Annotated in this window: 1 protein-coding gene; it reads left to right on the top strand. The window is 43.2% G+C overall.

The window, feature by feature from the left end; translation table 11 throughout:
• Window positions 1-32: 32 nt before the first annotated feature.
• A partial coding sequence (locus A3729_RS18415) for a serine/threonine-protein kinase (RefSeq protein WP_197475912.1) occupies window positions 33-849 on the top strand: 817 nt, incomplete at its 3' end.

Raw genomic sequence — 849 nt, 5'->3', positions numbered from 1 at the left:
CGGGCAGCGATGACAATTTAACTTTGCAGATCGTGAGCATCGATAGTTTACCGGCGCGAGAGTTAAGTGAGTTACAACAGCAGCTTACTCAGCTGCCTCCTGCCCCCAGATTAGAGGCTCGTAAAGAGTTTGATGGATACATGATTCTACGTGATATCTATATCAGTAGTCGTAGCCATGTATTTCTAGCAGAAGACCAACAAACAAAAAAGAAGGTGGTGATAAAAACACCTTCCACAGAAATGAGAAATAACCCGGATTACTTGGAAAGCTTCTTGATGGAAGAGTGGATTGCAAAAAGGGTGAGCAATGCTCATGTTTTGAAAGCAATTGAACCTGATAGAAAGCGTAATTTTATTTATTTAGTGTACGAATATATTGAAGGGCAGACGCTTGCACAATGGATGCTGGATAACCCTAAACCGGACATCAAAACAGTGCGAGAGATCGTTACTCAAATTGCTAAGGGGCTTCAGGCCTTTCATCGACAAGAGATGGTGCATCAGGACTTAAGGCCAAATAATGTCATGATTGATAGCCAGGGAACGGTAAAAATTATAGATTTTGGCGCAACAAAAGTAGCCGGAATTACTGAGGTGATCAGTAAAAACGAAGGCATTATGGGGACAGCTCAATTCACTGCACCGGAATACTTTTTGGGGGAAAGCGGAACAAGCAAGTCTGATCTGTTCTCTCTAGGCGTCATGACCTACAAGATGTTAAGTGGCGAACTACCTTACGGCAATGATATTTCAAAGATTAAAGATCGGCGTTCACTAGGGCGGCTAGGCTACCAATCCATCGATAAGGGGCGGGATGTTCCTGGCTGGTTTGACTACGCAATTAATA

The sequence above is a fragment of the Oleiphilus sp. HI0043 genome, assembly GCF_001634935.1.
Note: the sequence above shows the minus strand (reverse complement) of the source record. Positions and strands in the feature narration are given on the sequence as shown.